Here is a 25,822-nt window from a genome sequence, read left to right on the forward strand (position 1 = left end):
CTAAATGGAGAGATGTGTAATGCGTTGTCTGGATGATTTCCGTCTGCGTCTGGCGGGCAAGGAACTGGTGCCCATCATGCAGGGCGGTATGGGGGTGGACATTTCCACCGCGTCACTGGCGCTGGAAGTGGCTCGCCTGGGTGGTATCGGGCATATTTCCGACGCCATGCTGCCTACCGTAGCGGATCGTCGCTATAACACCAAGTACGTCAAGAACAAGCTGAAGCAGTACAAGTTCAACGTCGAGAATACCGACAAGTCGGTGGTGAAGTTCGATCTGGACGAGGTGGCAGAGTCTACCCGCCTGCACGTCGAAGCCACCATGAAAGCCAAGCAGGGTGATGGCCTGATCTTCATCAACTGTATGGAAAAACTCACCATGAACGCGCCCAAGGACACCTTGCGCGTGCGCATGCGCGCAGCGATGGATGCCGGTATCGATGGCATCACGCTGGCGGCAGGCTTGCACCTCGGTTCGTTTGCACTGATCGAAGACCACCCGCGCTTCCGCGAGGTGCAGCTGGGCATCATCGTGTCGTCGGTACGGGCCTTGCAACTGTTCCTGAAGAAAACCGCGCGTACCCAGCGCCTGCCCGACTACGTGGTGATCGAAGGCCCGCTGGCCGGTGGCCACCTGGGTTTCGGCATGGATTGGGAAAACTACCGCCTGGAAGATATCCTGGTGGAAGTGCGCGACTGGCTGCAAGCTGAAGGCCTGGATATTCCGATCATCGCTGCCGGTGGCGTGTTTACCGGCGCCGACGCCGTGCGCATGCTGGAACTGGGCGCCAAGGGCGTGCAAGTGGCTACCCGCTTTACCGTGACCCGCGAGTGCGGCCTGCCGGACAAGATCAAGCAGGAGTACTTCCGCGCTGACGAAGATGACATCGAAGTCAACCAGCTATCGCCAACTGGTTACCCGATGCGCATGATCAAGCAGTGCCCCGCCATCGGCGACGGCATTCGCCCCAACTGCGAAGCCTACGGCTACCTGCTGGATGCCAGCGGCAGCTGCCAGTATATCGAGGCGTACAACCGTGAAGTAGCGGCCCATCCGGGCGAGCGCCGTGTCAAGGTGATGGACAAAACCTGCCTGTGCACCCACATGCGCAACTTCGACTGCTGGACCTGCGGCCACTATACCTATCGCCTGAAAGACACCACCCACCGCCTGGCCGATGGCAGCTACCAGCTGCTGACCGCCGAACACGTGTTCCGTGACTACCAGTTCACTACCGAAGGCGTAGCCTTGCCGGCGCTGGAAGAAGTGTGCCTTGCCTGAGCGAGGTAGCGCGTTGCGGCCAACCTTGGCCGTAGCGCCCGCAAAACAACCCCCCCCTGCACTAACAGTGCAGGGGGGTTTGCTGTTGCATGCCGTATGGTCAGGCCAGTGCCTTGTACAGGTTCCATGCCGACAGGCAGGTAATCAGTACGCCGACGATGGTCATCAGCGCACGTGCCGGCAGGTAACGCGTGGTCCAGGCAGCCAGCGGTGCAGCGATCATGCCACCGATAACCAGGCCGGCGATTAGCTCCAGCTGCTCGAATACCCCGATAAACACCGCAAACGAGGCGGCGCCGGCGACAGACAGGAAGAACTCTGCTGCGTTGACCGAACCAATGACGTGGCGCGGCGCGCCACCACGGCCGATCAGCGAGGTAGTCACCACCGGGCCCCAGCCGCCACCACCGATGGAATCCAGCGCGCCGCCCAGAAACGCCAGCGGGCCCAGCCGTTTCGGCGGTTGGCGCTCGGCCAGTTGCTGGCGGGCTTTCAGCAGGATGTAGAGGCCCATCAGTAGCAGATAGGCCGATACCACCGGCTTGATGATGCCCACGTCCACATAAGCCAACACCGCAGCGCCGACAATGCCGCCCAGAACGCCAGGAATGACCAGCCGCTTGAATAGGCTGCGGTCCACATTGCCGAACTTCAGGTGCGCGAGGCCGGAGGCGCCGGTAGTGAAAATTTCGGCCAGGTGGATGCCGGCGCTGGCGGCAGCTGGTGGTACCCCGGCCGACATTAGGGCGGTATTGGCGGTTACACCGTAGGCCATGCCCAAGGCGCCGTCGATGATCTGGGCGCCAAAGCCGATGGCGATAAAGGTCCAGAACATCGGGTCGCTGGTCCAGCCGGCGGTGGCCTGCAGTGCACTCGCGGCGGCGTCGCCCAGGTGCAGGGCCCCGGCCAGGTGCAGCAGGCCGGCACAAAGCAAAACGGCCAGTAAGGAGTAGTGGGTCCAGTGACGGCGAAGGCGTTGCAGCATGTTGGGGCTCCTAGGGTGACGCTCGCAGTCTAGTGGCCCTCTTTATTGCGCCAAAGCTTGATTTCTGATTTTGTTAGCAATTTTATTCATAAGCAGCGCGGTGGACGCCGGCGTAAATCGCCATCGGTGCCGGGCGGCTGGTAAAGCCGGGGCAGGATGCTAGAATCCGTGCATTCTCCAATCCCACTGGGTATTCCGCCTCCATGACCCCGATGATGTCGCTGTTCGTCAGCAAGTTCCTGTTTGTGGCCGCCGCTTTGCTGCCCATCATCAACCCGCCCGGCCTGGTGCCGTTTTTCATTTCGCTCACCGCGCACAATACCCAGCCGCAGCGCGCCTTTCTGGCGCGCCGCATCGCCATTTACTGCTTCCTGCTGTTGCTGGGCAGCATGTATATCGGTGGCTTCGTGCTCAGTTTCTTTGGTGTGTCGCTGCCGGTAGTGCAGCTGTCGGGTGGTTTGCTGATCACGTTTGCCGCCTGGCGCATGCTGAACGATGCGCCGGCCGAAGCGTCGCCGGGTGTCGAGAAGATCGAAAACCGCGAGGTGCTGAAGCAGCGCGCCTTCTACCCGCTAACCTTTCCGCTGACAGTGGGGCCGGGCTCGATCTCGGTGGCCATTACGGTGGGGGCATCGCTCAGTAGTGCTGGCCGCGGCCTGGAAAAATTTGCCGTAGCACCGTTGGCCGCCGTGGCGGCGGTGGCGGCCATTAGTGTGCTGACCTGGTGGTGCCTGACGCATGCCGACAAGCTGATGCGTTACCTGGGCCGTACCGGTTCGGTGGTGTTTCTGCGCCTGACGGCCTTCATCTTGCTGTGCCTGGGGGTGCAGATCATCTGGGAAGGTTTTTCCGGTCTGGTGGAGCCGCTGCTCAAGAGCATCGGCAAGTAAAAAAACGTGTAGCAAGCAAGGGGGCATGGCCCCCTTTTTTCATGCTTGCTGCTCGCGGCGTAGCTCGCGCCATTTCATCACCAGGATGATGGACGCCAGCAGCAGGGTAATGCCATTGGCCAGCATGATGGGCAAGGCGCCCAATAGCCAGCCGTAGGCCAGCCAGGCAGCGACACCGATCACCAGCATCAGGTACATGGTGAACGAGATGCTGCGCGTGTCGCCGGTACGCAGGGTGCGGATGACTTGCGGCAGGAAGCTGGTGGTGGTGAGGAAGGCGGCAATATAGCCGAGCAGGTCGGTGGTCATGATCGTTGTGGGGTGGCGTGATGATATAGGCAGATTGTGCCTGTACTCTCTGCGTTTGGGGCAAGGTGTGCACGCAGTGTTTTGCCGATAAAACCTCAATCCCCCGACAGCGGCGGGATATACCGCTACAATGTTGCCTCGCTAAAAACGGGGTGTGTATGTTTACGCTGGCTTTTCTGTGCGTGTTTGCGTTTCTGGCGGGTTTGATCGACGCCGCTGTCGGTGGTGGCGGCCTGATCCAGATTCCGGCCTTGTTCAATGCCCTGCCGCAGGCGTCGGTGGCGACGCTGTTCGGTACCAACAAGATGTCGTCTGCCGTGGGTACCGTGTTTGCGGCGCGCTCCTACCTCAAACGTGTGAAGATACCGTGGCGGCTGGTGCTGCCGGCTGCGGGCGCGGCTTTCGTGATGTCGTTTGCCGGTGCGGCGGCAGTCAGCTACATCCCGCCCAGCGTGATGCGCCCGCTGGTGCTGGTGCTGCTGATCGTGATGGCGATCTACACCTTCCGCAAGAAGCAGCTGGGCGCGGTGCACGAGCCGGTAGCCATCGGTCGGCGCGAAATGCTGGTTGGTCTGGCCATTGGCGGCGGTATCGGCTTTTATGATGGCCTGTTCGGGCCGGGCACTGGCAGCTTTTTGATGTTCCTGTTCGTGCGCTTTTTTGCCTTCGACTTTTTGCATGCGTCGGCCTCGGCCAAGGTGGTGAACCTGGCCACCAACATCGCCGCGCTGTGTTTCTTCATCCCCAGCGGCAACGTGCTGTTTGCCTATGCCATCCCGATGGCAGTGTGCAATGTGGCAGGGGCGTTGGTGGGTTCGTGGTTGGCCATGCGCAAGGGGGCAGGTTTTGTGCGCCTGCTGTTCCTGGTGCTGGTGACAGTGTTGATCTGCAAGCTGGCGTGGGACATGCTGCATGCCTGACAGCTAAATGAAAGTTTTGCCCGCCATAATGGCGGTTGCTCGTACAAGTTTTGATCGGAGGAGAACAATATGCTGGAAATGATGGGTGAAAGCACCTTCTGGATTTCGGTGCTGCAGATCATCGCCATCGACATCCTGCTGGGTGGGGACAATGCCGTGGTGATTGCGCTGGCGTGCCGCAGTTTGCCGGAGGATCTGCGCAAGAAGGGCATTTTCTGGGGCGTAGTGGGCGCCATCGGCCTGCGCGTGGTACTGATTGCCTTTGCGCTGCAGATCCTGGATATCCCGTTCCTGAAACTGGTCGGCGGCTTGCTGTTGCTGTGGATCGGCATGAAGCTGCTGGTGGGCGAGGATGACGACGGCCACGACGTGGATGGCAGTGCCCACCTGTGGGGTGCGGTAAAAACCATCATCGTCGCCGACGCGGTGATGAGTATCGATAACGTGATTGCCGTTGCCGGTGCATCCGGTGGTCATATGCCGCTGGTGGTGTTCGGTATCGTGATCAGCATCCCGATCATCGTCTGGGGCAGCCAGCTGGTAATGAAACTGATGGACCGCTTCCCGATCGTGATCACCCTGGGTGGCGGCCTGTTGGGCTGGATCGGTGGCTCCATGCTGGTCAGCGACAAGGGGCTGACCAATTTCATCGGTACGCTGCCGGCCTGGTCGCATCAGGTCAGCGGCGCCATTGGTGCGGCACTGGTCGTGATTACCGGTACCGTGCTGGCCAAGCGCAAAGCGGCTGCCGTCAGCCCCGAATAAGCATCGTCACCTTGTGCAATGCCAGGGCCGCCCTTCGGGGCGGCCTTTTGCATGGGGCGGTCGCGCAAACGCTTGCGGCCAACCAGGCAAGGTTGGCCGCAAGCGTCCGGCCCGTGCCGGCGTGGTCTTTGTCCCGGGTGCTCTGGCGCCCTTAGTTTTGTGTGCACCTGTCGCCTGAGGCCCCGGTCGGGCGGTTGGCGTGCAGTACAGCCCGTGGCGTGAGTGGCCGGCGGTGGGCAGTGCCGCGATGGCGGCGCTGTCTGTGTGGCAGTACGGATACTGTATCGCGCCAGGGCGCGAAGGTGCTTTCTATCGTTCAGCACTTTTGCGCGGATTGCGGTAGATTGTTCCTTGTTAGTAAAAATTGTCGGAATGATCTTCATGAATAATGATCAGACAGACCAGGCTGTCGCCCTTAGCGCGCAGGATCGGAAGATCCTGCGCGAGCTGCAACGCAACGCGCGCTTGTCCAACGCCGAGCTGGCCGAGCGGGTAGGGATGTCGCCCACCGCGTGTTGGAACCATACCCGGCAACTGGAAAAAGACGGTTACATCCAGGGTTACGTGGCGTTGATCGACCAGAAGCGCATGGGCTTGCGCGATACCGTGCTGATCGAAGTGACGCTGAACGCGCACGAGGAAGACACGCTGGCGCGCTTTGGCGAAGCGCTGGCAGCGCTGCCCGAGGTGCTGGAGGCGCACTTGGTGTCCGGCGAATACGACTACCTGATCAAGGTGGCCGTCGATGGCACCGCCGGTTACGAGCGCTTTCTGCGCGAGAAGCTGTACAAGATTTCCGGCATCCGCCACAGCCGTTCGCACTTCACGCTGCGCTGCATGAAGTCGGTGCCGTCGGTGCAGGTGTAGGCCGGACGTGACTGCGGCCAACCTGGCGCGTGGCAAGGTTGGCCGCAAGATGGGTGGCATGGTTGGCGGGCGTGGCTTAGGGTCTGTTAACACCACCACCTGACAAGCGCCGCCGCATCAAAAATAGCGTTAACAGGCCCTAGTTCTCCCGGTATTCCAGGCTGTGCCAGGCGCCGTCATCCAGCGCCAGTGCCTTGCTCAGCCACGGCAAGGTTTCTTGCAGCGTGGCGTGTAGCGTCCACGGCGGATTGACGATGAACATGCCGCTGCCGTGCATGCCGAAGCCGTCCTTGGACGGCGTGCGTACCGTCAGCGTGGCGTCCAGCCAGCTGTGGCAGGGCAGCTTTTTCAGGTCTTGCACCATTTCTTTGACTTCTGCGCGCTGCAACAACGGGTACCAGATGGCGTAGGTGCCGGTGGCAAAGCGCTTCAGTGCTTCTTTCATCGCCTTCACCACGTGCTGGTAATCGGCTTTGTCTTCGTACGGCGGGTCTATCAGCGTCAGCGCGCGCCGCGGCGGCGGCGGCAGCAGCGACTTGATGGCTTCAAAGCCGTTGGCGCGTTCGATGCGCACGCGGCGGCCGGCATCGGCAAAGCAATCCTGCAGCAGCTGGTGGTCGCTGGGGTGCAGCTCGAACAGGCGCAGTTTTTCGCTGCCGGCCATGGTTTCGGCGGCAAACCACGGCGAGCCGGGGTAGTAGCGCAGCGCGCCGTCGGCGTCGCTATTGATGGCGGCGACTACTTCCAGGTAGCGCTGCACCGCGGCGGGGGCGTCATCGCGCTGCCACAGGCGGGCTACGCCTTCCACGTACTCGGCGGTTTTGGTGGCGTAGCCTTCGGTCAGGCTGTAGGCGCCGGCACCGGCGTGGGTGTCGATGTACCAGAACGGTTTGGCCTTCTGGCCGAGGTAGTCGATGATCTGCACCTGGATCAGGTGCTTGAGCACGTCGGCGTGGTTGCCGGCGTGAAAGGCGTGGCGGTAGCTGAGCATGAAAAAAGCCGTAAGACAGGGTTGGCCGCCATTGTAGCGCATCCCTGTCGCCGGCCGCGACCGGCCCGGCGCCGCTGGGGGCTGCCGGGCCGGCGTGGCTTACGATTTCTTGCTGCGCTTCAGCGTGGCCGGGGTGCAATTCTGCACGGCGGTGGCGTAGCTGGTGTTCTTGATCGAGGTGTAGTACAGGCGGCAGGCTTGTACTTCGTTTTGCCAGGTCTGCTGGCAGCTGCTCATGGTGGCTTTGCCGTCGGCGGCCGGGTTCTTGCCCATGGCGGCTTGCCAGCACGACACGGTCAGGTCCTGACGCATGATGCTGATGCCCTGGCTGTCGCTGCCGGCATTCCAGATCAAGCTGGGGTGGTTGCCTACCGCCACCGGTACCTTCTGGTTATTGCCCAGGTCCAGCGTGAACTGGTCGCCCACTTTCAGCGTGCCCAGCTTGAACTGCTTGGCCAGCCACTGGCGCGCCGGGCTGCCCAGCACCACCATCGGCCGCGGCTGGGTAGTGCCGGCTTTGGGGGCGGTCCAGCGTTGCATCAGCGCCAGCGTGTACGGTGTAAACGTGTCGTAGACGCCGTCCAGCTTGCTGCCGGCGTTGGCCGGAGCGGCGATCGGGGCGATGTCGTCGATGGTCTGGTACAGCGCGTTCTGGCGCACGTCCACACCGTTGAAGCCAAGCAGGTTGCCCCAGCGGATGGTGGTGGCGGCGCTCAGGTAATCCTGGGTGTCGTTCAGCACGGTATCGGGCGGGAAGTGCAGCAGTTGCACGGTGGCATGGTTGCGCATGGCCATGCCCAGCGTCAGGAAGAAACGCCAGTCGGTTTGCCACAGCGGCGTCTGCTTCAGCTCTTCCGCTTTGGCGTAGCCGATGTCGGCTACGTCCAGATAGCCTTGCACCACTTCACGGTAGTCGTCCGGCGCCGGGTACTTGTTGGCGTCAGGGTGGGCCGGGTCTGTATCGCGTACCAGTTCGGCAATCAGGCGGTCGTCACGGCGGAAGACGCGTACCGGCGAGGTGTAACCGTCGCGACTGACGCTCTGGCCCAGCCAGTGTTCCACCGTTTGTTCCAGCGAGTTGGCCGGCGCAGGGCAGTTGTAGCTGCAGTTGGGGTAGGAGAACAGCTTGCCTACGCGGTCGGCGCTGCCAAGGTCGATTTCCAGGTTGGCCGCAAAGGCGGCTTGGCCCAGTAGCAGGCTGGTGGCGATGAGGAGGCGGCTTGTCATGGCTTTTGTCTCACAGAGAGTTGTCGCGGTGGGTAAAACGGTGCGCCAGCTGCTGCTGGATGGTGTCGATCTCGCTGGCCAGCGCCTCCACCAGTTCGGCCGGCGCCTGGCCCGCTTTGGCGGCAGCGTCCAGCGACTTGGCCAGTTGCTGCATCTGCTGGGCCTGGATGTAGTGGCCGACAGATTTCAGGTTGTGCGCGATCAGCTGAATGGTTTCCAGATCGCCGTCACGGTTGGCCTTGCGTAGCGAGCTGGCGTCTTCCGCGTGGTATTGCTGGAATTTCTGCAGCAAGCTGTCCAGCTGCTTGTCGGCTGGCGCTGTGGTGTTGCCGTGGCTGGTTGTGCTTTCGGTGGCCGGTGTCGGGGCGGGCATGAAACGGCAGAGCAGCTGGTAAAGCTGGTCTGGCGTGTAGGGCTTGCTCAGGTGTTCGTCCATGCCGGCTTCCAGCGCTTCCTGGCGGGCGGCATCAAAGGCGTGGGCGGTGACAGCGATGATGGGCAGCGTGGTCAGACCGTGGGCGCGGATCTGGCGCGACGCTTCCAGGCCATCCATCACCGGCATGTGTACGTCCATCAGGATGGCGTCGAACAGGCCGTGCAGCGCCATTTCCACCGCCTGCTGGCCGTTCTCGGCACAGATGACGGTGGCACCGGCTTCTTCCAGCAGCTCGCTGGCAATCTGGCGGTTGATCACATTGTCTTCTGCCAGCAGGATCTGGCGACCGCGCAGGCAGGCATTGCGTGACGGGTGGCTGTCAGTGCTGGCAGAGGGAGGCGGCTCGTTTCGTAGTGCCAGGCGCAGTTGCGCCGCGGACAGTGGTTTGCTCAGTAGCGTTACCTCGGTGCCGCTTTCCGCCGCAGTACTGCTGTAGTGTGGTTCAACCAGCAGGATGTCCGGTGCGCGGCCCGGTACCAGCCGGCGCAGCGTCGTCAGTTGCTGGCTGACGCTGGTGTTGTCCGGCAGCTCGGCAATCAGCAGCGATGGCGTCACGTCGCCGTGCTGGTACAGCATGGCGCGCGCGGTGCCGATACCGCTGGCGCTGATCACTTGCAGCCCCAGTGCCTGCAAGGTGCTGACGGCGCTGTCGCGCAGGCCTTCGTGGCGATGGATCAGCATGACGGTTTGCAGCGGGAATTCCGCCGCCAGCTCGGTGCCGGCTTCGAACGGCAGGCTGATGGCAAAGCGGAAGCAGCTGCCTTCGCCTGGCGTGCTGCTGGCCTGGATGCTGCCGCCCATGGCGCCGACCAGTTGCTGGCAGATGGCCAGGCCCAGCCCGGTGCCGCCGTAGCGACGGGTGATCGATTCATCCGCCTGCGTAAAGGGCTGGAACAGGCGTGACAGATGGGCTTCGTCAATGCCGATGCCGGTGTCGATGATGTCAAACTGTAGCGTTACCAGGCTGCTATCGCCTTCGTCGGCGGGCATCCGGCTGATGCGCAGGCAAACTTCACCGCGCTCGGTGAACTTCACGGCATTGTTGAGCAGGTTCAGCAAGACCTGGCCCAGACGCACGGTGTCGCCGCTGAGTACGCGCGGTACGTTCGGGGCAATGTCCACCACCAGCTCCAGTTGTTTGCTGTCCAGCTGCGTCCGTAGTTGGTCGCATAGCGTGTCGATGAAGCCATCCAGCTTGAAGGCGCGCTGTTCCAGCTGCAGGGTGCCGATTTCGGAGCGGGAGAAGTCCAGGATGTCATTGATGATCACCAGCAAGGAGTTGCCTGCCTGGTGGATTTTTTGCAGATAGTCGCGCTCGCGCGGGTTGTGGCTGTGTTGAAGCGCCAGGTTGGATAGCCCGATGATGGCGTTCATCGGGGTGCGGATCTCGTGGCTCATGCGTGCCAGAAAGCCCGACTTGGCGCGGTTGGCTTCTTCGGCGTGGCGAACGGCCTGCTGCAGTTCGTCTACCCAGGTACGCACAAAGCGGTAGCCCAGCGAAGCCATCGCCAGGAACATGATGGACAGCACCATGTATACCGACGATGACGAGGCGGTAATCAGTTCGGTAGCGCGCTGCCAGCCGGCGACGGTGTTCAGGCCGGTATTGGCGTTGACGGCCTGGTGGCTGAGCCAGAACGACAGTGCGATGTACATGTACACGCCCACCACCACCATGCTCGCCGCCAGCAGCATCCAGCGCAGGCTGGTGTGGGGGTTGTCAGCCAGCTGGAACAGCGAGCGGTTGCGCCAGTTGCCCACCGGGTCGGCCACAATCGCCAGGATGGGGGCAGTAATGAACAGCATCTGCAGCAGATTGCCCAGCCACCAGCCCTGCCACAGCGCAAACGCGTCGCCGGAGGCAATGTGGTTGGTATGGATCCAGATGAAGGCGCCGCTGGCGCTGAACACGCTGCTGAAGAAGGCCAGCAGGCCGAAGAACAGCAGCGAGTCCATGCTGCGCAGGTTCAGCGGTATCGACAGCGCACGGTAGGCGATGGTGAACACCGACAGGCCCAGCGGGTTGGCCAGGGCAAACAAGGCGGCCCAGCCGGCCGGCATGCCCGCGTACACCGACAGCACAAAGGTGGACAGATAAGCCGGTATGGCCCCCCAGGCCAGGCCGAACATCAGGGTCCACAGCAGGCAGATGGTCAGTGGCGGGTAGGCGGAAACATAGAAGGAAACGCCACCGAAATCCATCGGCATGCCCGACCACTGGAAGATGACGGCGCCCAGCCCCAGCGCCACGCAGGCGATGGTGGATAGCAGCCAGCTGGTCAGTAGTACGTTGCGGGGCGTGGTGGCGCTGAAGCGCAGTCTGCGCCAGGAAACCGGCCGGTAGCTGCCTGCTTCCATCGTTCGGTTGCTGTGTATATCCACGCTGCGATCCTGTCGGCTGGGTGACTCTGTATCAACGCTAGGATTCTGGCATAGATGGATAGGATTTGTGTGTAGGATATCAGCCAATTTTAATAAAAAAGCGACGCAAATTATGCGTCGCTCTTGTCGGCAGAGGGGTGTCTGCCTTTATTGCCAAGCAGGGCTTTCAGCTGAATGAAGCCTGTGCTTTTGATTGGCTCAGCCGGCCTTGGCCACCAGACGCCAGGCGTGCAGCAGCGGCTCGGTGTAACCGGACGGCTGGGCGCAACCCTTGAATACCAGGTCGCACGCGGCCTTGAACGCTACCGAGCTGTCGAAACGGCCGGCCATGTTCTGGTAAGCCGCGTCGCCGGCGTTCTGCTGGTCTACCACTGCGGCCATGCGTTGCAGCGTTTCGGTAACCTGGGCTTCGGTCACAATGCCGTGGCGCAGCCAGTTGGCGATGTGCTGGCTGGAGATGCGCAGCGTGGCGCGGTCTTCCATCAGGCCCACGTTGTGGATGTCCGGCACCTTGGAGCAGCCCACGCCCTGGTCGATCCAGCGCACCACGTAACCCAGAATGCCCTGCGCGTTGTTGTCCAGTTCCTGCTGGATGTCGGCGGCGCTCCAGTTGGGGTTGGCCGCCACCGGGATGGTCAGCAGTGCGTCCTGCAGGTCTTCGGCCGGTTGCGCCTCCATGCCTTTCTGCACGTCTTGCACATTCACCTGGTGGTAGTGCAGCGCGTGCAGCACGGCGGCGGTAGGGGACGGCACCCAGGCGGTGTTGGCGCCGGCTTTCGGGTGGCCGATCTTCTGCTTCAGCATTTCGGCCATCAGGTCCGGCATCGCCCACATGCCCTTGCCGATCTGGGCGCGGCCACGCAGGCCGCTGGCCAGACCTACCTGCACGTTGTTGCGCTCGTAAGCCTGGATCCAGCTGCTGGTTTTCATGTCACCCTTGCGGATCATCGGGCCGGCTTCCATCGAGGTGTGCATCTCGTCGCCGGTACGGTCCAGGAAGCCGGTATTGATGAAGGCCACGCGGTGGCGGGCGGCGGCAATGCAGGCGGCCAGGTTGACGCTGGTGCGGCGCTCTTCGTCCATGATGCCCAGCTTCACCGTGTACTGCGGCAGGCCGAGCAGGTTTTCCACCGCGCCGAACAGCGTATTGGCGAATGCCACCTCGTCCGGGCCGTGCATTTTCGGCTTCACGATGTAGATGGAGCCGGTACGCGAGTTGCCACGGCGTTGCTGGTCGTGCAGTGAGATCAGTGTGGTGACCACGGCGTCCATGATGCCTTCCGGAATCTCGCGACCTTCGCCGTCCAGAATGGCCGGGTTGCTCATCAGGTGGCCCACGTTACGGATGAACAGCAGGCTGCGACCGTGCAGGGTCAGGCTGCCACCGGCGGCGGCGGTGTACTGGCGGTCGGCGTTCATGCGGCGGGTAAAGGTCTTGCCGCCCTTGGCCACTTCTTCGGTAAGCGTGCCCAGCATCAGGCCCAGCCAGTTGCGGTACACCACCACCTTGTCGTCGGCGTCCACGGCTGCAACCGAGTCTTCGCAGTCCATGATGGTGCTGATGGCGGCTTCCATCACGATGTCTTTCACGCCGGCGCCGTCCTGGGCGCCGATGGCGCTTTGCTTGTCGATCTGGATCTCGAAGTGCAGGCCGTTGTTTTTCAGCAGTACCGCGGTGGGGGCGGCGGCATCGCCGGTGTAGCCGATAAACTGCGCCGGCTGCTTCAGGCCGCTGCTGCTACCGTTTTGCAGCACCACTTCCAGCTGGCCGTTTGCCACGCGGTAGGCGGCAGCGTCGCTGTGCGAGCCGCTTTCCAGCGCGGCAGCCTGGTCCAGGAAGGCGCGGCCAAAGGCGATGACCTTGGCGCCGCGTACCGGGTTGTAGCCGCCGGCGCGGGTGGCGCCGTCGTCTTCGCTGATGGCGTCGGTGCCGTACAGCGCGTCGTACAGGCTGCCCCAGCGCGCGTTGGCCGCGTTCAGCGCGTAGCGGGCGTTCATCACCGGCACCACCAGTTGCGGGCCGGCTTGTTCGGCCAGCTCGGTATCGATACGGCTGGTATCGATGCGGCTATCGGCCGGCAGCGGTTTCAGGTAGCCGATGCCGGACAGGAAGGCCTTGTAGGCGGCCATGTCGGCAATCGGGCCCGGGTGCTGGCGGTGCCAGGCGTCGATCTCGCTTTGCAGGCGGTCGCGCTCGGCCAGCAGGGCGCGGTTTTGCGGGGCCAGTTCGTGTACCAGTGCGTCAAAGCCTTGCCAGAATGCATCGCTGGCAATGCCGGTACCGGGCAGGGCTTCCTGCTCGATGAAGTCGTGAAGGTTGGCCGCAACGGCGAGGCGATGCTTCTGGATGCGTGCAGTCATGGAAGGCTCTCTTTGTCGTGTTGCGCGGCTGCGCATGGGTTTGGAATAAGTATCGATGGGCTCAGTGTAGCCATGTTGCTGCGCTGCGCAAAGCGCTAAAATGCCATAACATTTTTTACTTTTGGTGCCGTAATGGACGTGTTCAAGCAGCTGGAAACCTTTGTTTCAGTGGTGAATCTGGGCAGTCTGTCGGCGGCAGCGCGGCAGGAAGACGTGGTGCCGGCCATCATCGGCCGCCGGCTGGACGCGCTGGAGCACCGTTTGGGCGTCAAACTGCTGGTGCGCACCACGCGCAGCATTTCGCTGACGCAGGAAGGCAATGCTTTTTATGAGGACTGCCAGCGCATCCTGGGCGAGCTGTCGGAGGCCGAGTCGGCCGTAGCCAGCGGCAGTGCCCGCGCCCGCGGCCATTTGCGCTTGTCGGCACCGGCCGGCTTTGGCCGCCGCCATGTGGCGCCGCACGTGGCCAGCTTTTTGCGGCTGCACCCCGATATCCGCATCACGCTGGACCTGTCCGATCGGCTGACCGACCTGGTGCGCGACCGTATCGACTGTGCGATCCGTATTTCCGATTTGTCTGATTCCACGCTGATCGCGGTGCGACTGGCCGAAAACCGCCGCGTGGTGGTGGCGGCGCCGGCGTACCTGGCGCGGCGCGGTACGCCGAAGACGCTGGCCGACCTGGAGCAGCACGATTGCCTGTCGCTGGGTGAAAGCCAGAGCCGCGGCTGGACGTTCAAGGTAGGCGGCGAGCTGGTGAACCTGAAAGTGCGCGGTGCGCTGGAGTGTAACGACGGCGCCGTGCTGCACGATTGGGCCTTGCAGGGGCTGGGGCTGACCTGGCGCTCGATGTGGGAAGTGAAAGACGACATCACCGATGGCCGCCTGGTGACGGTGCTGGACCGTTTTTCGTCGCCGGATTACCCGGTTTATGCGGTGGTGGCGCAAAGAAAATACCTGCCGGGGCGGGTGCGCTTGTTCATCGAGCACCTGAAAACCGTGTACGCCACGCCGGGGTATTGGGATTGATGGTGCCGTTTGTGGCGTGCAAGTTTTTGAAAAATAGCGTTTTTTTGAAAATGAATTAGAAAATTGCATTAATTCTACAAAAAACGCTTGACGCCAAGGGCGGTCAGGAGCATACTTCGTTTCCTGATGTGGCGGGATTCCCGAGCGGTCAAAGGGAGCAGATTGTAAATCTGCCGGCTCTGCCTTCGAAGGTTCGAATCCTTCTCCCGCCACCACAGATTCAGAAAAGCCCGTGTCGAAAGACGCGGGCTTTTCGCATTGTGCGATTGCTTTGCCTGGCAAGTTGGCCGCAGATGCGGTGCAGCCATGCCCGGGCAGGGCGCAGCGTGGCCGCCCTGCCAAAGTGGCCGCTACAGCCAGCCCGACTTTTTGAAGCGCCACCACAGGATGGCATCCAGCACCAGCATGATCAGCAGCGTCACCGGGTAGCCGTCTACCGATTTCAGCTCCGGCATGTGCTCGAAGTTCATGCCGTAGATACCGGCGATCATGGTGGGCACGGCAAACAGCGCCGCCCAGGCGGCCAACTTCTTGCTGACGCTGGAGTCGTCCAGCGAGATCATCGCCAGGTTCACCTGAATGGCGGTGGACAGCATGTCGCGTTGCGACTCCAGGTTGCGGATGATGCGCGCCAGGTGGTCGTCCACGTCGCGGTAGTAATCCTGCAGCCCGCCGCACACGCGGGGCACACGGCCGCCGTGCAGGCGGGCAGTGGCTTCGTGCAGCGGCACCAGCGCGTGGCTCACCAGCACCAGCTTGCGCTTCAGCGCGTACAGGTCTTCGATGTTTTGCCGCGCCGAACCATTGCGCGAAAACAGCCGGTCTTCCAGTGCCTCCAGCTCGTCCTCCAGCTGGTGCATTACCGAAAAATAGCGGTCCACCACCGCGTCCATCAGCGCATAGAACACAAAACCGGCGCCGTGTTGCAGCAGGTGCGGTTCTTTCTCGCAGCGGTCGCGCACGTTCTGGAAGCCCTTGCGCGTGCCGTTGCGGATCGACAGCACGTAATTGGCGCCCACGAACACGTCCACCTCGCCTTCGCTGAGCGTGCCTTCGTCGTCCAGTTGCAGGGTTTTCATCACGCAGAACAGCATGTCGCCGTACTCGTCCAGCTTGGGGCGCTGGTGGCCGTGCTGCGCGTCTTCTATGGCCAGCTCGTGCAAGCCGAACTGCTCACCCAGTGCCGTAATTTCGCTGGGTAGCGGGTCTTTCAGTGCTACCCAGACAAAACAGTCCGGGCGCAGCAGCGTGTCGTGGATGTCGGCGACGGCGATGTCGCCCAGTTTCTGGCCGTTCTGGTAGGCCACGCAGTTGATCAGCATGCCGGGTACCTTATGCGTTTGTGCGGCCAACCTGGCTGTCGGCGCTTATGGGTCGGGGCAGGGTATGTCTGCATTGTTGTCTTTGTGCCCGGGCTTTGCCAGCCTGGGCAGGCAAGGGAGGGCGGCCCGCCCCGTCGCGCCGGCACCGTCACATCGTACTGGCTGGCATTTATTGCCAGCGATGCGCGGCCCGGCAGCAGGCTTGCGGTGCCGCCGGCTTGAAAACGGCGACATTGCGGCCATCTGCCTGTTTTGCCCTAGAGAGCGGAGCCTGTGGTGAGTACGCCGACACTGTTGCAGAAATTCCTGCCGCTGGGGGGCTTGCTGCCTTTCCTGCGGCCTTATCGCGGCCGTATGTGGCTGGCCGGCCTGGCGCTGTTGCTGGCGGCGGGGGCCACCTTGCTGCTGCCGGTGGCGTTCCGTTACCTGATCGATCACGCCTTTGTGCAGCAGGCGGCGGTGGATCGCTACTTCCTGTTGTTGTTCGGCCTGGCCGCCGCGCTGGCGCTGTTTACCGCGCTGCGCTTTTATCTGGTGTCGTGGCTGGGCGAGCGCGTTACCGCCGACCTGCGCAACGCGGTGTACCGCCACGTCATCGCCATGAGCCCGCAGTATTTCGAGACGCTGCAAACCGGCGAGGTGCTGTCGCGGCTGACCACCGATACCACGCTGGTGCAGACGGTGGTGGGCACCAGCCTGTCGATGGGCCTGCGCAACCTGTTGCTGATGCTGGGCGGTCTGGTGATGTTGACGGTGACCAGCCCCAGCCTCACCGGCTACATCCTGCTGACGCTATTGCTGGTGATCGTGCCGATCCTGGTTTACGGCCGCCGCGTGCGGGCGCTGTCGCGTGCCAGCCAGGACCGCATTGCCGATTCCAGCGCGCTGGCCGGTGAAAAGCTGAACGCGGCGCAGACGGTGCAGGCGTTTGCCCAGGAAGGCGCCGAGGTGGCGCGCTTCGAGGCCTCGGTGGCGCACAGTTTCGACACCGCGCTGGCACGCATCGGCGCCCGCAGCCAGCTTACCGCCTTGGTGATCCTGCTGGTGTTTGCCGCCATCGTGTTCGTGCTGTGGCTGGGCGCGCACGCGGTGCTGGCCGGGCAGATGAGCAGCGGCCAGCTGGCGCAGTTCATCCTGTACGCGGTGGTGACCGCCGGTGCCATCGGCGCCGTGGCCGAGGTGTGGGGCGACCTGCAACGCGCGGCCGGCGCCACCGAGCGGCTGCTGGCCTTGCTGGCGCAACGCTCGCCGGTGCAGCCGCCGGCGCAGCCCTTGCCGCTGCCGGCCAGTGGTGACGGGCTGCGGCTGCAGGATGTCGGCTTTGCCTACCCGTCGCGCCCCGAGCAGCCGTCGCTGCAGGGGCTGAACCTGCACGTACGCCCGGGCGAGCACGTGGCGCTGGTGGGGCCGTCCGGTGCTGGCAAGACCACGCTGTTCCAGCTGCTGCTGCGTTTTTACGACCCGCAAGTTGGCCGCATCTTGCTGAACGGCGTGGCCATCGACCAGCTGGAGCCGGCCGCCCTGCGCCGCCATATCGGCATCGTGCTGCAAGACACGGTGATCTTTGCCAGCAGCGCGCTGGAAAACATCCGCTACGGCCGCCCGGAGGCCAGCGATGACGAGGTGATCGCCGCAGCCCGCGCTGCTGCCGCGCACGACTTTATCGAAAAGCTGCCTAACGGCTACCACAGCTTTCTGGGCGAGCGCGGCGTGCGCTTGTCCGGCGGCCAGCGCCAGCGCATTGCCATTGCCCGCGCCATCCTGAAGAACCCGCCCATCCTGCTGCTGGACGAAGCCACCAGCGCGCTGGACGCCGAGTCGGAGCAGCTGGTGCAGCAGGCGCTGGAGCAGGCCGCTGCCGGCCGCACCACGCTGGTGATCGCCCACCGCCTGGCTACTGTGCGCCAGGCCGACCGCATTATCGTGCTGGACGGCGGCCGCATGGTGGCCGAAGGCCGTCACGAACAGCTGCTGCAAAGCTCGCCGCTGTACGCCAGGTTGGCCGCATTGCAGTTTGGCCAGGCGTAGGGCCTGGCGGCCGGATGTGCGATAATCGCCACCCGTTTTTCAGCCCTTAACAGGAAGCATCATGCAGATAACCGAAGCCCGCGTAGAACGTCTGGTGGTACACCGTGTCGGCAACCCGGCCCGCAGCGAGCCCTTGCAGCTGTCCGGCAAGGCCACCCAGGTGGACGAGGGTGTGTCGGCGCTGATCCTGGACGGCTACCTGAAAGGCATTGTCTCCGACAAGAAAAAGTACCAGTTCTATCACGAGAGCGACCTCAACCTGAACGAGCTGTACCACTACAGCCGCCAGTTCTTCCGTGGCGAGGCCGACCTGCTGGAAGTATCGCAGCGCATCGCCAAACACCTGTACGCCCGCTCGCAGCACCCCAACATCATGGCCGGCGACCTGCTGGTGATCCTGTTCTCCGGCCTGAGCGACGGCGACCGCGAGGTGCGTGCGCTGGGCCTCTTTAAGGCTGAAATCCAGGAAGACTTCCTCACCATCGTGGAAAGCGGCGAGGTGTTCGACATCAGCCACGCCAGCGGCATCAACCCGCGCCTGATCGACAAGGGCGCGCTGTTGCTGGAGCACGGCCCGCTGCTGTACGCGGTGGACCGCCAGGGTAACGAGGCCAAGTTCTGGCTGGACGATTTCCTGCAGGCCATGCGCGTGCCCGATACCAGCACCAGCAGCAAGGTGGTGGCCGAGGTGCTGGAGCAGATCTCGGAAGAAATTGAAGACCCGCAAGAGCAGGTGCGCTTCAAGGACGAAGTGATGAACCTGTGCAAGACCGAGCCGGAGCTGTCGCCACGCCAGATGGGCAGCATGGCCGAACGCTACGTGGGCTCGGAAGAGGTGGGCCGCCTGTTCGATAACGCCGCCGAAAGCTACGGCTTTTCGCTGGAAAGCGACGCGCCTCTGCCGGCGCAGTCGGTGGCCAAGCGGCTGGAAAAGAGCTGGAGCAAGGTCGGCATCGGCCACGGCGTCAGCCTGCTGCTGCCGTCCGACCTCAGCCTGCAGAACGTACGCAGCATGAAGGGCGAGAACGGCGAGCTGACGCTGACGCTGTTTTTGCAGCAGAAAGAAGACTGATCGTTGCCTGATGCTGACTAGAGCGTCAGCATCAACGCCATAACAGCGCGGCCACGGTCATGACCGTGGCCGCGCTGTCTTTTAGGGGTCGTGTTACGGCTGTCCGATCAGCCGGCGCTGGCTACGCAAGGCTCGGATGTCGGCCACGATGGTGGCAGCACGGTTTTCCCAGCGATGGTGCTTGCGGACGTGAGCGGTAGCCTGCTGTCCGATATCGCGCAAGGTGTCGTGCCGGTTTTTCCATAGTGCCAGCGTCTCGCGCAGGGTTTCAGGCTGGTAAGCGATATAGTGCTCGCCATCATTGAAATAGGCCTGGACGTCATGTGCCGGGTCATAGTCGGTATGGTTGATCAGGATGGTGCCACCCGCAGCCATGCACTCCAGCACCCGCTGATGCATGCCGAATGCCCCGTTATGCAGGTTGAACTGGCTGCGACGATAGACGTTTGCCAGCTCGCTGCCCCAGCTCAGGTTTCGCTGGTAGTAAGGGGCCAGCCGTTCCCAGCCCAGCCACTGGTTGGGGCCGTACAGCGCCAGCTGCAGCCCCTCGTCCAGGGCGGCGCAGGCATTGCTTAATCTATCCGGAATGCGTGGCAGCTCGGTGTCCAGCAGTAACAGGGTCCAGTGCGAGCCAAACAGGGCCAGCATCTCGTCTACGCTGATGGCAATGCCCAGCCGGCGGTTGATCTCGTCGGTCATCAGCTGGTGGATGTCACCGGTGGAGTGGCGGCTGATGGACACCTTGTACTGGTAGCTCAGGCTGAAAATGAGGTCGCCTACCGATACTTGGCGCCCTTGATGCCGTGCGATGACTTGCTCATGCATGTCGGGCGTAGGTTTGATCGGTTTGGGGATATAGCCACAGATGGACGCCAGGCCAGGCTCTGGCCGACTGTCTGGCAGATTGGGGTACAGCTCGGTATCGGCACCCGGTTGCAGGATTCTCCATTCCTGTTTGGTGGCCTGGGCCTGCAGGCCGAAATAGTCGGCTTTCAATAGGCCGTACAGCAGGTCGCTGCCGCCAAAACGTGGGTCGGCACGGTGTAGCAGTTTATTGCCGCTAACCGGGTCCTGATGCCAGGCATCTTGAATCCAGCAAAGGTGAAGACAGGACGCCGGCAAGGACAGTGGCGACTGGCCTCGTGTGCGGTTGATCTCGAACACGGCATCCGGGCACAGCTTGTCCAGCTCGTTGCTCAGTGCCTCGGCGGGCTTGTCTGCATCCAACAGCTGGCAGTCCACGCCAATACGGTGAAACCCCTTCATCAGGGCAAAGCACATGTTCAACAGATAGGTGTTGCTGGTGCTGCACAGTATGGCCAGTCGCAGAGAGGTCATCATCAGTTTACGAATACCGGCATGTCATCGCGTTTGAAGTAACGCACGTAGTCATCAATGATCAGGCGCAGTTCTTCTTCTTCCTCTTCGGAGCGGATTTCCGGAATGATGAAATCCGGCACCGGGTTCTTGCAGAACTCGGTCCAGAAGTCTTTCTTGAATTTGCCGGTGCGCAGCAGCTCTTCGTAGTAGGGGGTTTCCGCTAGTGGCGACAATAAGTTGAAGTAAGGCAGCTTGATGCCCAGGTCGCGGATGCGCTGTGGCAGGGTGCGGCGATACTCGCTGGTTTCACCGGGCGCGCCGATGATGAAGTAGCCGAGGATGTCGATGCCGTACTGCTGACATAACGTGGAAAACTGCTCGATGTGCTTGTAGCGGGAGGACTTTTTGAAGCCTGCCAGGATGGTATCGTCCAGGCTCTCGATGCCGACATGCAGGCGCTTGCAGCCGGCCTCGGCCAGATCGGCGATAACCGATTCCCGCACTTCCACCGTGCCCCTGGCGCTCCAGTCTACCTTGATGTTTTCGCGCACCAGCGCTTTGGACATTTCGCTGACACGGTTGCGGTTGACGTTGAACGCATCGTCCAGAATATGGATCGAGGTGGCGCCCAGGTCGATCAGCGCTTTGAACTCCTCGACGCAGCGCTCCGCAGACTTGAAATTGAAGGTTTTCTGCTGTACGTCGCAGTAGGTACAGGCGTAGGGGCAGCCTTTTGAGCTGAACATCGGCAAACGCAAGGCACCCACGTCAAACAACAGGTCTTCGTTTTTTTCGATCCGGTAATCGTCAATATTGAGCAGATGGCGCGCCGGCAGCGGGATGGTGTTCAGGTTGACTTGGCCACCCCAAAACACGCCTTCCGGGCAGCCAGCTTGCAGCCATTGCGGGAAGGTGACTTCGGCATCGTCCACGAATACGGCGTGGGCACCCTGTTCCAGAATGTAGTTGTAGCTCTTGGTAGCGTGCGGGCCGCCGACAATCTTGATGGGCGCGCTGGTGCGTTGCAGGATTTGCACCATGGCCCAGGCACGGTAGGTAACCACCGACAGGCCCAGTACATCCGGTGCCCAGGCTTCGATCTGGTCGATGGTTTCCTGCAGGTCCAGCCCCAGGCTGGCAGCATCCAGCACCTTCACTTCGTATTCCGGCGGGACGCAAGCCGCAAGGCTCAAGACACCCAGCGGCATGTATTTGACGGCTTTGTTCTTGTAGAACTTGGCGGTGACGCGATCACGAACCTCACCTTCGTAAGGCATGACGACAAACAGGATTTTTTTGGGTTTCACGATTTGTTTCCGTCTATTTGTCAGCGAGTGTGTGCTAAAGCGGGCCAGTACAATGCCATTTTTTGCATTTGGCATTGGATGGTGGCGTATCCTGATTTAACGACACACGGTGCACAAACTTTAGCCGTTACTAAAGAAACACCATTTAACGAATTAGCTTTACGTATCGATATCTCGCCTCGGCTGGGTGGCTCCGGCGTGCCTGTGTTGTGTGGAGGGCCGCCCGCTTAGCCTTCCTTCAGCTCTTTCAGGTACTTGTACACAGTGGCGCGCCCCAGCCCCAGTACGTTGGCGATGTAGTGGGTAGCGCTTTTGCCCTGGAACGCCCCCTCGGCGAACAGCGCAGTCACCAGCTCGCGGCGCTGGTCGCGCGTCAGGCCGTTCAGCGCCAGCTGGCGCTGCTGCAGCCAGCCGTGCATGAAGGTGTTGATGCGTTCCTGCCAGTCGTCGCGGAACAACTCGGCTGGCTGTTCTACCAGCCCGGCGCCTTTGAGTAGCATGCCCAGCATGCCGTGCATGTCTTCGAACACCGCGATGTTGAAATTGATGCACATCACGCCCAGTGCTTGCCCGCCATCGTCGAACAGCACGCTGCTGACGCAGCGCATGCGGCGGCCGTCCCAGTTCAGCTTTTCGTAGGGGCCGACAAAGCGGTCGGCAATGGTGCGTTCGATGTCTTCCAGCCCGGATGCGTCGCCGATTTCACGCCGCGACAGGTTGTTGGCCAGGTAGCGCACGCGCTGCTCGGCCAGGTCGTGGATGACGACTTCGGCATACGGGAAAAACAGCTTGGCGATGCTGTCGGCGAGGTGGGCGTAGCGGGACAGCAGCAGGTCGGTAGCGTGGGCGGCTTGGCTCATGGGGGCGGGTTCCGGGCAGAGACGGCATAGTGCCGCAGCGCGGGGTTGGCCACAAGCGCGGCCAACCTTTTGCTGCCGGCTTAGCCGGCCTGCTGTACGCGTTGCAGCAGGGCGTGGGCGATGGCGATGTCTTGCAGGCCCATGCCGATGGAGCGGAAGAACACGTGGCGCTGGTAGTCGGGGCGCGGGCAGCGATCGCTTACCAGTTCGGCCAGGTCGCCGCGGATGGCGTCGGCCTGCCACTGGTGGTCGAGCGCGGCCAACACCATTTCGCCGGCACGGCTGGGGGTGCTGGCGCGGTGGTCGCAGTACACGTCCAGCTGCGGCAGCTGGGCCGGGGCGATCTCGTGCGCCTGGGCCACGTTGGTGCTGATCGAGGTAATCAGCGCCGGGCGGCGCAGCGCCGCCACATCCAGTACCGGGCTGCCGGACGACGTGCACAGCATCACCACGTCGGCGTCGGCGGCGGCGTCTTCGGCCGAGGTGGCCAGCTCGATGCGGTTGTCGATGGCCAGCAGGGTGTCCAGCAAGGTGCGGTCGGCGGCAAGGCCCGGCGCAAACACGCGGATGCGCGTCCACGGCCGCAACGCCAGCACATGGCGCAGGTGGGCTTGGCCGACGGCGCCGCAGCCGATCAGCGCCAGCTGCTGGCTGTCCGGGCGCGCCAGCAGCTCTACCGCCAGCGCGGTGGTGCCGGCGGTGCGCTCCACGGTGAGCAGGCTGGCGTCACAGAACAGCAGCGGCTGGCCGGTCTGCATCGAAAACAGGCTGGTCCAGGCAGTGACCAGTGGTTTGCCGCCGGTCACGATGTAGGGCGACAGCTTGGCGCCGAACAGTTGCTGGCTGGCCAGCACGCCCTGGTAGGTGATGACGTCGCCGGCGTCGCCCGGAAACAGGGTAAGCGTTTGCGCCGGCTGCACTGCCAGGCCCTGGCCCAGTGCGGCAAACAGCTGCAGCAGTACCTGGCGTACCGGCAGCAGCGGCAGGTGCGGGCGGATGGCATCGGCGTTGAGGATGAGCGGGGCGGCGTGATGGTCGATGGCTTGCATGGTGTCTCTGTGTGTCGGGTCACGATGGCCACAGCTTAGCGATGAAGAAAAAAATTGTCCACGATGGAAATTTTATCTATTCTTGCCGGCAAGCGGTCATCACGAGCCGCCACCCGCAGTCGACACGCTGTCGATGCGTCATCACCGGACCAGGCCAGGAGAAACCATCATGAGCAAAACCCGCACTGCCAGCCGTTACCTGCTTCCCCTTCTTGCCGTGCTCGCGGCCCCGGCGCTGGCCGGCGGCCAGGCCATCCGCATGGGGCTGGAGCCGTTTTACGCCCCGTTTGAAAGCAAGCAGGCCGACGGCAAGCTGGTTGGCTTCGATATCGACATCGGCAACGCCATCTGCGAACGCATGGCCGCCAAGTGCAGCTACGTGGAAACCTCGTTCGAGGGGCTGATCCCGGGGCTGAAAGCGCGCAAGTTCGAGGTGATCAACTCGGCGATGAACATTACCGCCAAGCGCCGCGAATCCATCGACTTCACCGTGCCAATCTACATCGTGCCCATCCAGATGGTGGCGCGCCGCGACAGCAAACTGCTGCCCACCGTGGCTGCGCTGAAGGGCAAGACCGTCGGCGTGCTGCAGGGCGCCACCCAGGAAGACTTCGTGCGCAAACACTGGGAGCGTGAAGGCGTGAAGGTGGTGGCCTACCGTGACCAGAGCCAGATCTACCTGGACCTGGCTGCCGGCCGCCTGGATGCCTCGGTACAGGAAGGGCAGAATGCGCAGGAAGGCTTCCTCGACAAGCCGCAGGGCAAGGCCTTCGAGTTCAAGGGCAAGGTGCTGAGCGACTTTGCCACGCTGGGCGAGGGCACCGGTTTCGGCGTACGCAAGGGCGACCCGCTGAAGGCCGAACTGGACAAAGCCATTGCCGCGCTGAAGCAGGATGGCACCCTCAGCCGCCTGTCGCAGAAGTATTTCAAGCGCGACATCATCGCCAAATAAGTTATCCGGACCCGCCCGGCCATCGGCTGGGCAGCGGTGCGCCAGGGTTGGCCGCCGCCAGGTCATGACCGCCGCGGCCAACCCTGGTGCGGCAGCAGGAAGGCAATACGCAGCATGGATGCAGATGTAATCGTACTGGGCGCCGGCATGGTAGGCGTATCGGCCGCTTTGGCCTTGCAGCAACGTGGCCGTCAGGTGTGGCTGCTGGACCGCCGCGCGCCTGGCGAGGAAACCAGCCACGGCAACGCCGGCTTGCTGGAGCGGGCCGCGGTCATTCCGTACGGTTTTCCGCGCCAGCTGTCGTCGGTATTGCGGCTGGCGGCCAACCGCTCGCCCGACGTGCGCTACCACCCGGCCACGCTGCCGTCCTACGCCGGCTGGCTGTGGCAGTACTGGCGCGAGTCGGCGCCTGCCCGCTTGGCCGCCACCGGCCGCGCCATGCTGCCGTTGCTGGAAGCTTGCCTGCCGGAGCACGACGCCTGGATTCGCGCCGCCGGTGTCACCGAACTGCGCCGCAGCGAAGGCTTGCTGGAGGCGTGGCGCAGCGAAGCCGGTTTCGTCGCCGAAGCGGCCAACGCGCAGCGCATCGCGCACGATTACGGCCTGGGCTTGACGGTGCTGGACGCGGTGGCGCTACGCCAGGCCGAACCGGGGCTGGGGCAGGGCTTCAGCGGTGCCATCCACTGGCACGACCCGCACAGCATCCGCGACCCCGGCGCGCTGGTGCGCGGCTATGCCAGTTACTTTCAGACGCTGGGCGGGGTATTCCGGCAATGCGCGGTGCAGGCGCTACGCCAGCATGGCAAAGGCTGGCAGGTGATCACCGACGCTTGCGTGCTGCAGGCGCGCGAGGTGGTGCTGGCGCTGGGGCCGTGGTCGGACGACGTGTTCACGCCGCTGGGTTACCGCATTCCGTTGCAGGTGAAACGTGGCTACCACATGCACTATCGTGCCAGCGGCCCTGGTTTGCAGCGGACGGTGGTGGACATGGAAAACAGTTTTCTGGTGGCGCCGATGGCGCGTGGCCTGCGGCTGGCAACCGGCGTGGAGCTGGCGCGCCGCGACGCACCGCCCACGCCCAATCAGCTGGCGCAAGCCGAAGCGCTGGCACAGGGGGTGTTCCCGCTGGGTGAACGCGTGGATGCCGAACCGTGGGTAGGCTGCCGGCCGTGCCTGCCGGACATGCGCCCGGTGATCGGCGCCGCGCCACGTCACCCCGGCTTGTGGTTCTGCTTTGGCCACAGCCATCTGGGGCTGACGCTGGGGCCGGTGTCGGGGCGCCTGTTGGCCGAGATGATGCTGGGCGAGCAGCCGTTTACCGACCCGGCACCGTACTCGCCGGCGCGCTTTGCCTGAAGTGAATGTGCAGTTCGAGAGGCTGGGCGGTACTGCTTGGCAACATGTGGGTGAAGCGCCAATAGCCCGTTGGCGCGAGCCGAACAAAAGTGCAGCCCCCAGGTTTTAAGAC

21 protein-coding genes and 1 tRNA gene are annotated in these 25,822 nt (G+C 63.0%); 11 read left to right on the forward strand and 11 right to left on the reverse strand.

The window, feature by feature from the left end:
* The first annotated feature begins 19 nt into the window (after positions 1 to 19).
* Positions 20 to 1,282: a nitronate monooxygenase gene (locus FLQ03_RS07420; protein ID WP_144371352.1), complete on the forward strand. Its 1,263-nt coding sequence runs from the start codon at positions 20 to 22 to the stop codon at positions 1,280 to 1,282.
* A 100-nt stretch (positions 1,283 to 1,382) separates the two neighbouring features.
* On the opposite strand, the gene FLQ03_RS07425 is transcribed toward FLQ03_RS07420, so the two are convergent.
* Complete coding sequence (locus FLQ03_RS07425; protein WP_206210887.1) at positions 1,383 to 2,267, reverse strand: sulfite exporter TauE/SafE family protein; 885 nt, start codon at positions 2,265 to 2,267, stop codon at positions 1,383 to 1,385.
* Positions 2,268 to 2,470: 203 nt separating this feature from the next.
* Between FLQ03_RS07425 and FLQ03_RS07430 the strand changes: the two genes are divergently transcribed.
* On the forward strand, positions 2,471 to 3,157 hold the full coding sequence (locus tag FLQ03_RS07430; protein WP_240802220.1) for a MarC family protein: 687 nt from the start codon (positions 2,471 to 2,473) through the stop codon (positions 3,155 to 3,157).
* Positions 3,158 to 3,196: 39 nt separating this feature from the next.
* Here the strand turns inward: FLQ03_RS07430 and FLQ03_RS07435 are convergent, their stop codons facing one another.
* A complete protein-coding gene (locus tag FLQ03_RS07435) occupies positions 3,197 to 3,466 on the reverse strand; it encodes a SemiSWEET transporter (RefSeq protein WP_144371353.1) in 270 nt (89 codons plus the stop codon).
* 158 nt (positions 3,467 to 3,624) lie between these two features.
* Here FLQ03_RS07435 and FLQ03_RS07440 point away from each other — a divergent pair, with 158 nt between their 5' ends.
* The 3 genes from FLQ03_RS07440 (at position 3,625) to FLQ03_RS07450 (ending at position 6,018) form a co-directional block, all read left to right on the forward strand.
* Complete coding sequence (locus FLQ03_RS07440) at positions 3,625 to 4,386, forward strand: sulfite exporter TauE/SafE family protein (RefSeq protein ID WP_144371354.1); 762 nt, start codon at positions 3,625 to 3,627, stop codon at positions 4,384 to 4,386.
* Positions 4,387 to 4,455: 69 nt separating this feature from the next.
* A complete protein-coding gene (locus FLQ03_RS07445; protein WP_144371355.1) occupies positions 4,456 to 5,151 on the forward strand; it encodes a TerC family protein in 696 nt (231 codons plus the stop codon).
* Positions 5,152 to 5,415: 264 nt separating this feature from the next.
* Positions 5,416 to 6,018, forward strand: coding sequence for an Lrp/AsnC family transcriptional regulator (locus FLQ03_RS07450; RefSeq protein WP_476756202.1), 603 nt, complete (start codon positions 5,416 to 5,418; stop codon positions 6,016 to 6,018).
* 139 nt (positions 6,019 to 6,157) lie between these two features.
* Here FLQ03_RS07450 and FLQ03_RS07455 read toward each other — a convergent pair whose 3' ends face one another.
* The 4 genes from FLQ03_RS07455 to FLQ03_RS07470 form a co-directional block, all read right to left on the reverse strand.
* The gene (locus FLQ03_RS07455; protein ID WP_144371357.1) at positions 6,158 to 7,009 is read right to left on the reverse strand and encodes a 23S rRNA (adenine(2030)-N(6))-methyltransferase RlmJ; all 852 of its coding nucleotides are present in this window, start codon (positions 7,007 to 7,009) and stop codon (positions 6,158 to 6,160) included.
* 99 nt (positions 7,010 to 7,108) lie between these two features.
* A complete protein-coding gene (locus tag FLQ03_RS07460; RefSeq protein WP_144371358.1) occupies positions 7,109 to 8,236 on the reverse strand; it encodes a hypothetical protein in 1,128 nt (375 codons plus the stop codon).
* 10 nt (positions 8,237 to 8,246) lie between these two features.
* On the reverse strand, positions 8,247 to 11,054 hold the full coding sequence (locus FLQ03_RS07465) for a hybrid sensor histidine kinase/response regulator (protein ID WP_144371359.1): 2,808 nt from the start codon (positions 11,052 to 11,054) through the stop codon (positions 8,247 to 8,249).
* Between the two features lie 198 nt (positions 11,055 to 11,252).
* Positions 11,253 to 13,415 carry a malate synthase G gene (locus FLQ03_RS07470; protein ID WP_144371360.1) on the reverse strand — a complete coding sequence of 721 codons (2,163 nt, stop codon included), beginning with the start codon at positions 13,413 to 13,415 and terminating at the stop codon, positions 11,253 to 11,255.
* Positions 13,416 to 13,547: 132 nt separating this feature from the next.
* On the opposite strand from FLQ03_RS07470, the gene FLQ03_RS07475 reads away from it, so the two are divergent.
* Together FLQ03_RS07475 and FLQ03_RS07480 are read left to right on the forward strand one after the other, a co-directional pair.
* The gene (locus FLQ03_RS07475; RefSeq protein WP_144371361.1) at positions 13,548 to 14,444 is read left to right on the forward strand and encodes a LysR family transcriptional regulator; all 897 of its coding nucleotides are present in this window, start codon (positions 13,548 to 13,550) and stop codon (positions 14,442 to 14,444) included.
* Positions 14,445 to 14,574: 130 nt separating this feature from the next.
* Positions 14,575 to 14,659: transfer RNA gene (locus FLQ03_RS07480), tRNA-Tyr, on the forward strand.
* A 135-nt stretch (positions 14,660 to 14,794) separates the two neighbouring features.
* Here the strand turns inward: FLQ03_RS07480 and corA are convergent.
* Positions 14,795 to 15,766 carry a magnesium/cobalt transporter CorA gene (gene corA / locus FLQ03_RS07485; protein WP_144371362.1) on the reverse strand — a complete coding sequence of 324 codons (972 nt, stop codon included), beginning with the start codon at positions 15,764 to 15,766 and terminating at the stop codon, positions 14,795 to 14,797.
* 276 nt (positions 15,767 to 16,042) lie between these two features.
* On the opposite strand from corA, the gene FLQ03_RS07490 reads away from it, so the two are divergent.
* Together FLQ03_RS07490 and FLQ03_RS07495 are read left to right on the forward strand one after the other, a co-directional pair.
* Positions 16,043 to 17,794, forward strand: a complete 1,752-nt coding sequence (locus FLQ03_RS07490) for an ABC transporter transmembrane domain-containing protein (RefSeq protein ID WP_240802221.1) — start codon at positions 16,043 to 16,045, stop codon at positions 17,792 to 17,794.
* A gap of 61 nt (positions 17,795 to 17,855) precedes the next feature.
* On the forward strand, positions 17,856 to 18,866 hold the full coding sequence (locus FLQ03_RS07495) for a nucleoid-associated protein (protein ID WP_144371364.1): 1,011 nt from the start codon (positions 17,856 to 17,858) through the stop codon (positions 18,864 to 18,866).
* Positions 18,867 to 18,959: 93 nt separating this feature from the next.
* On the opposite strand, the gene FLQ03_RS07500 is transcribed toward FLQ03_RS07495, so the two are convergent.
* The 4 genes from FLQ03_RS07500 to FLQ03_RS07515 all read right to left on the reverse strand — a co-directional run bounded on the left by FLQ03_RS07500 (position 18,960) and on the right by FLQ03_RS07515 (position 23,402).
* Positions 18,960 to 20,207, reverse strand: a complete 1,248-nt coding sequence (locus FLQ03_RS07500) for a glycosyltransferase family protein (protein WP_144371365.1) — start codon at positions 20,205 to 20,207, stop codon at positions 18,960 to 18,962.
* A complete protein-coding gene (locus FLQ03_RS07505; protein ID WP_170252343.1) occupies positions 20,207 to 21,493 on the reverse strand; it encodes a B12-binding domain-containing radical SAM protein in 1,287 nt (428 codons plus the stop codon). The genes FLQ03_RS07500 and FLQ03_RS07505 overlap by 1 nt, the downstream gene beginning before the upstream one ends.
* Before the next feature lie 227 nt (positions 21,494 to 21,720).
* Positions 21,721 to 22,353, reverse strand: coding sequence for a helix-turn-helix transcriptional regulator (locus tag FLQ03_RS07510; protein WP_144371367.1), 633 nt, complete (start codon positions 22,351 to 22,353; stop codon positions 21,721 to 21,723).
* 80 nt (positions 22,354 to 22,433) lie between these two features.
* The gene (locus FLQ03_RS07515; protein WP_144371368.1) at positions 22,434 to 23,402 is read right to left on the reverse strand and encodes an ornithine cyclodeaminase family protein; all 969 of its coding nucleotides are present in this window, start codon (positions 23,400 to 23,402) and stop codon (positions 22,434 to 22,436) included.
* Between the two features lie 169 nt (positions 23,403 to 23,571).
* Between FLQ03_RS07515 and FLQ03_RS07520 the strand changes: the two genes are divergently transcribed.
* Positions 23,572 to 24,354, forward strand: a complete 783-nt coding sequence (locus tag FLQ03_RS07520; RefSeq protein WP_144371369.1) for a transporter substrate-binding domain-containing protein — start codon at positions 23,572 to 23,574, stop codon at positions 24,352 to 24,354.
* Between the two features lie 114 nt (positions 24,355 to 24,468).
* Complete coding sequence (locus FLQ03_RS07525) at positions 24,469 to 25,710, forward strand: NAD(P)/FAD-dependent oxidoreductase (RefSeq protein WP_144371370.1); 1,242 nt, start codon at positions 24,469 to 24,471, stop codon at positions 25,708 to 25,710.
* The last annotated feature ends 112 nt before the right edge of the window (positions 25,711 to 25,822 follow it).

The organism is Vogesella urethralis (genome assembly GCF_007644045.2).
Lineage (GTDB): Bacteria > Pseudomonadota > Gammaproteobacteria > Burkholderiales > Chromobacteriaceae > Vogesella > Vogesella urethralis.